This window comes from Duganella rhizosphaerae (assembly GCF_040364205.1).
Classification (GTDB): domain Bacteria; phylum Pseudomonadota; class Gammaproteobacteria; order Burkholderiales; family Burkholderiaceae_D; genus Rugamonas; species Rugamonas rhizosphaerae.
In genome coordinates this window covers 1-5,520 of record NZ_BPWK01000037.1, presented here as the reverse complement: position 1 = coordinate 5,520, position 5,520 = coordinate 1, and the positions used below count along the sequence as shown (strand labels likewise).

At 71.5% G+C, this 5,520-nt stretch carries 1 protein-coding gene and 1 pseudogene; one reads left to right on the top strand and one right to left on the bottom strand.

All coding sequences use genetic code 11. The annotated features are described in order from the left end of the window. Window positions 1–825 (top strand): annotated as a pseudogene (locus RUGAMON1_RS32385) (hypothetical protein); the annotation flags it as partial. A 131-nt stretch (window positions 826–956) separates the two neighbouring features. Here RUGAMON1_RS32385 and RUGAMON1_RS32380 read toward each other — a convergent pair. Next, window positions 957–5,520: non-ribosomal peptide synthetase (locus tag RUGAMON1_RS32380; RefSeq protein WP_445234380.1), on the bottom strand; the 4,564-nt coding region annotated here is incomplete at its 5' end.

Sequence of the window (5,520 nt, the reverse complement as noted above, 5' to 3'; positions counted from 1 at the left end):
CCGCTGGCCGCCGCCGCGCCGGCGCCGGCGCCGGGCAAGGCCCCGCCGCTGGCTTGGGCCTGCCATGCCGGCAGCGCGCGCGCGCTGCCGCTCGACGGCACGCTGTACCGCGACCATCCCGCCTACCGCGCCGCGTTCGACGCCTGCGACGCCGCCTTCGGCGCGCTGCATCCGGCGCTGCCGGCGCTGGGCCAGGCCTTCCACCACGACCACGGCCAGCCGGCCTGGCGCCGGGCGGCCCGGTTCGCGGCCGACTATGCGGCGGCCGCGCTGTGGTCCGAGCTCGGCGTGCGGCCGGCGCTGCTGCTGGCCGACGGCGTCGGCGCCTGGCTCGCCGCCTGCCTGGCCGGCGCACTGGCGCTGGCCGACGCGCTCGAACTGGCCGCCTGGCATGGCGACCAGGCGGCGCTGGCGCAACGCTGGCCGGCGCTGGGCTTCAGCGCCGCCCGGCTCGCCATCGCCTGGACCCCGGCGGCGGCGGACGAGTCGCCGGCGCTGGCGCTGTTGCGCGACCGGCTGGCGCCGCCGGCCGCCGCCGGCGCGCCGGACGGCCATCTGTACCTGCACCTGGACGGTGGCGCCGACTGCCTGCCGTCGCGCGCCGATCCGGCGCAGCCGGGCGCGCCGGACGCCGGCGCCCAGCCGGCCCGGCGCCGGCTGTTGTCCGACCTCGGCACGCTGTGGCTGCTGGGAGTCGACATCGACTGGCCGGCGCTGTACCGCGGGCAGGCGGCGACCATCGTCGACTTGCCCGCCTATCCGCTGCAGCGGCGCCCGTTCGGGCTGCCCGCGCCGCAGGCGGCCGCGCTCGCCGCGACCGCCTGACCCGCCTGCGCGGGCCGCCCCGGCCCGCCTTTTCCCGACCTGGAAAAAAACGCCGGCCGCAGTCCATCGACTGCGGCCGGCGTCGCCTGCCCGGCGGCGGCCCGGGCGCTGGCCCGGCGCCGCCGCCCCACTCAATCCGCGTTGACCGCCTCCCCTTCGCCGGCCTGCGCCGCGTCGATGCGCAGTTCGGCCTGCTCGATGATGCCGGCCAGTACCGGCGCCAGCGTGGCCACGTGCGGATAGTTGACCAGGCTGACGTGGTTGCCCGGACAATCGATCACCGTCAGTCCCGACAACGCCACCTTGCGCCACGATTCCTGGTCGATGAAGTCGCCGTTTTCCGTCATCTCGCTGGCCAGGAACAAGCTGATCGGCGTGTTGATCGGCTGCGCCACATAGGCCGACGACAGGTGGATATTGGTGGCGATGCGGCTCAGGAAGGCCTCGGCGTCCTTGGTGCGGAAACCGCGCGGCAGCACGTCGAGTTCATAGGCGATCTCCAGCATCCGGGCGAACTTCTTCTTGGCCACCTTCAGCACATGGTCGATCATGTGGCGCTCCTGGTGCGCCAGCAGCCCCTCGCGCGTGATGTTGAGCTGGAAGATGTCGCTCAGCAGCATCAGCGAATCGACCATCGGGCTGGCCCGTTCGATGATGTTCGAATCAAAGATCGCCAGCACCGCCACCTCGTGCCCCAGCGCTTCCATCTGGCGGCAAATCTCGTAGGCCACCTTGCCGCCCATCGAATGGCCGCCCAGCAGGTACGGCCCCTGCGGCTGCACCGACAGGATGTCGTGCAGGTAGCCGGTGGCCATTTCCTCCAGGCTGTAGAAGCTGCTCTCGCCGAGGAAGCGTCCCGGCGATTGCAGGCCGTAGAACGGCCGCCGCGGCCCCAGCGTGCGGGCCAGCGGCTGGAAGCCGAGCACGTCGCCGCCGGCCGGGTGGATGCAGAAGAACGGCCGCACCCCCGGCGCGCCCGGCGTCAGCATCACCAGCGAGTTGACCGCCACGCTGCCCTCTTCGTCGAGCAGGGCCAGCTCCAGCTCGGCGATGGTCTGCATCTTGAAGATCGCCTCCAGCGGCAGGTCGCGGCCCAGATCGTCGAGGATGCGCGCCATCAGGCGGTAGGCGCTGAAGGAGTCGCCGCCCAGGTCGAAGAAGTTGTCGTGCAGGCCGACCTGGGCCACCCCCAGCACCTCGCCCCAGATATTGGCCAGGCGGATTTGCATCGACGTCTGCGGCGCGCTGTAGACCACATCGAGCGCCGGCCGCAACGTCAGGTCGCTCTTCAGTTTGCTCCGGTCGATCTTGCCGTTGATGGTCAACGGCATCTCGGCGACGTGCACGAAGGCCGACGGCAGCATGTACTCGGGCAGCGTCTGGCCCAGGAAGGCGCGCAGCGCATTGGCCGTCAGGCTGTCCGCGGCGCTGTAGTAGGCCACCAGCTTGTCCTGCAGCTGGCGCACGTCCTTGACCGCCAGCACCACGCAGGCGCTGATGCCGGCATGCCGTCCCAGCGCCGCCTCGATCTCGCCCAGCTCGATGCGGTAGCCGTGGATCTTGACCTGGTGATCGATCCGGCCCAGGTAGTCGATGCCGCCCGTCGCGCTCCAGCGCGCCAGATCGCCGGAGCGGTACAGGCGCGCCGCCGGCTGCTCGACGAAGGGGTTGGCCAGGAAGCGTTCGGCGTTGAGCTCGGGGCGGTTCAGGTAGCCGCGCGCCAGCCCGGCGCCGCCGACATACAGCTCGCCGGTCACGCCGGCCGGCACCGGCTCCCGGTGGGCGTCGAGGATGTAGCAATACAGGTCCGCCAGCGGCCGTCCGACATCACTGGCGCCGCCCGCCTCCACCTCGGCCGCGCTGACCGCCTTCCACGTCACGTGGACCGTGGTCTCGGTGATGCCGTACATATTGATCAACGCCGTGCCGGGGTTGAGGCCGTGCCGGAACCACGGCCGCAGGCTGCCGTACTCGAGCGCCTCGCCGCCGAACACCACATACCGCAGCGTCGCGGCCCAACCGCCGTCGAGCCCGGCGGCGACGCCTTCGAGCAGACGCAGGAAGGCCGACGGCGTCTGGCTCAGCATCGTCACCCGCTCGGCCGCCAGCAGCTGCGCGAACGCCTGCGGCGAGCGCGTGACCGCCTGCGGCACCACCGCCAGGCAGCCGCCGTGCAACAGCGCGCCGAAGATTTCCCACACCGAGAAATCGAAGGCGTAGGAGTGGAACATGGTCCACACCTGGTCGTGGCCGAAGTCGAAATGGCGCGCGCAGGCCGAGAACAGCCGCAGCACGTTGGCGTGCGTCAGCTGCACCCCCTTGGGCTGACCGGTCGAGCCCGAGGTGTAGATCACATAGGCGCTGCGCTGCGGATCGACGCCCGGCGCCGGCGCCGTCTCGGCGCAGGCGCCGATGGCCGCGGCCTCGGCGTCCAGGCACACCGTGCCGTCCAGCCGCGCGGCCAGCCTGGCGCTGTGGGCGCCATGGCCGATCGCGTGGCGCGCGCCACAGTCGGCCAGCACGTAGGCCAGCCGTTCGTCGGGCACGCCCGGCTCCATCGGCACGTAGCAGCCGCCCGCCTTGAGCACGGCCAGGATGGCGACGATCATGTCGAGCGAACGCTCCAGGCACAGCACCACCGGCGATTCGGCGCCCACCCCCTTGGCGGCCAGATAATTGGCCAGGCGGTTGGCGCGCGCGTCCAGCTCGGCATAGCTGAGCGACTGCCCCTCGTAGCGCACGGCGGTGGCCGCGCCGCTGGCGGCCGCCTGGCGGGCGAAGCGCGCCGCCAGGTCGTCGATCACGGCGACGGCCGCGTCGACGTCGGCGCCGGCGCTCAGGGCGAGCAACTGGCGCCGCTCCTCGTCGCCGAGCAGGCGCAGGCGCGATACCGGCGTCTGCGGCGCGGCGACCACCTCCTCCAGCAGCTTGACGTAGTAGCTGCCGAAGCGGGCGATGGTGGCCGGGTCGAACAACTCGCTGCTGTACTGCAGTGCCAGCGACATGGCGTCGCCATCCAGCGTCACCGTGGCGCTCAGGTCGAACTTGGCGGCGCTGTCGTCGAGTTCGAAGGGCTCGACCAACAGGCCGGCGATGTCGCGCCGCGCCGGCGACGGCGCCGCCACATTGTGCAGCGTGAAGGTGGTGTCGAAAATCGACTGGCGGCTCAGGTCGCGGCGCGCCGACAACTCCTCCACCAGCAGGTCGAACGGATAGTCCTGGTTGGTATAGGCGTCCAGCGTATCGCCGCGCACCCTTGCCATCAGCGCCAGGAAACTCGGATCGTCCGACAGGTCGGCCCGCATCACCAGCGTGTTGACGAACAGGCCGATCATCTCGCCCACCTGCGGATGATGCCGCCCGGCCAGCGGCGTGCCGACCAGGATGTCGGTCTGTCCGCTGAGACGGTACAACAGCACCTGGTACACCGCCAGCAGCAGCATGTACGGCGTCAGGCCGTGGCGCGCCGCCAGCGCCTGCGCCGCCGCGCCGAGGCGCGCATCGATCGGCGTCACATGCCGGGCGCCGGCGAAGCTGTGGACCAGCGGCCGCGCGCGGTCTGTCGGCAACTGCAGGATCGCCAGATTGGACCCCAGGCGCTCCAGCCAGTAGTCGCGCTGCGCCGCCAACGCGCCCGACTCCAGCATCTGCTTCTCCCATACCGCGTAATCGGCGTACTGCACCGGCAGTGGCGGCGGCAGCTCGCGCGCCTGGCCGTGATGGCACAGCGCGTCGTAGGTGGCCGACAATTCGCCGACGATGACCTCCATCGACCAGCCGTCGGCCACGATGTGATGCACCACCAGGGCCAGCACATGGTCGTCGTCGCCCAGGCGCAGCAGCCGCGCGCGCAGCAGCGGACCGGTCTCCAGGTTGAACGCCTGATTGCTGAAGTGCCGCAGCGCTTCGCGCGCGTCGCCCAGCGGGTCGCCGCTGCCGATATCGCTGTGGGTGAGCGGCAGCTCGACCGGCAGCGCTTCGCCCGGCCACTGCATCGGCACCCCGTCCACGGTGATGAACGTCGAGCGCAGCGGCGCGTGGCGCGCGATCATGTCGCTCAGCGCCTGCGCCATCTTTTCCCGGTCCAGCGCCCCGCGCAAGCGCACCGCCATGCCGACGTTATACGCCGCCTCGGCGTTGACGATCTGGCTCATCAGCCAGAGCCGGCGCTGCGCATGCGACAGCGGATAATTGTCCTGCTCCGGCACCGGTGCGATGGCGGGCAGCGCGGACGCCAGCCCGCCTGCGGCCTCGGCCTGCGCGGCCAGCGTCGGCGCATCGAATATCAGCCGCAGCGGCACCTGGCGGCCGAACCGGCCCCCCAGTCGCGCCACCAGCCTGGTCGCCAGCAATGAATGCCCGCCCAGTTCGAAGAAGTTATCGTGGCGGCCAACCTGCTCCAGCTGCAGCAGCTCGCGCCAGATCGCCGCCAGCGTCTCTTCGGTCTCGCCCTGCGGCGCCTCGTAGCCGCGCGCGGCGTAGGCATCGCCGTCCGGCGCCGGCAGCGCCTTGCGATCGAGCTTGCCGTTCGGCGTCAGCGGGAAGGCGTCCAGCACCACGAACGCGCTCGGCAGCATGAACTCGGACAGCGTGCGCGCCAGCTCGGCGCGCAGTGCCGTCACGTCGAGCTGCGCACCGTCGCGCGCCAGCAGATAGGCCACCAGCCGCTTGTCGCCCGGCTGGTCTTCGCGCGCC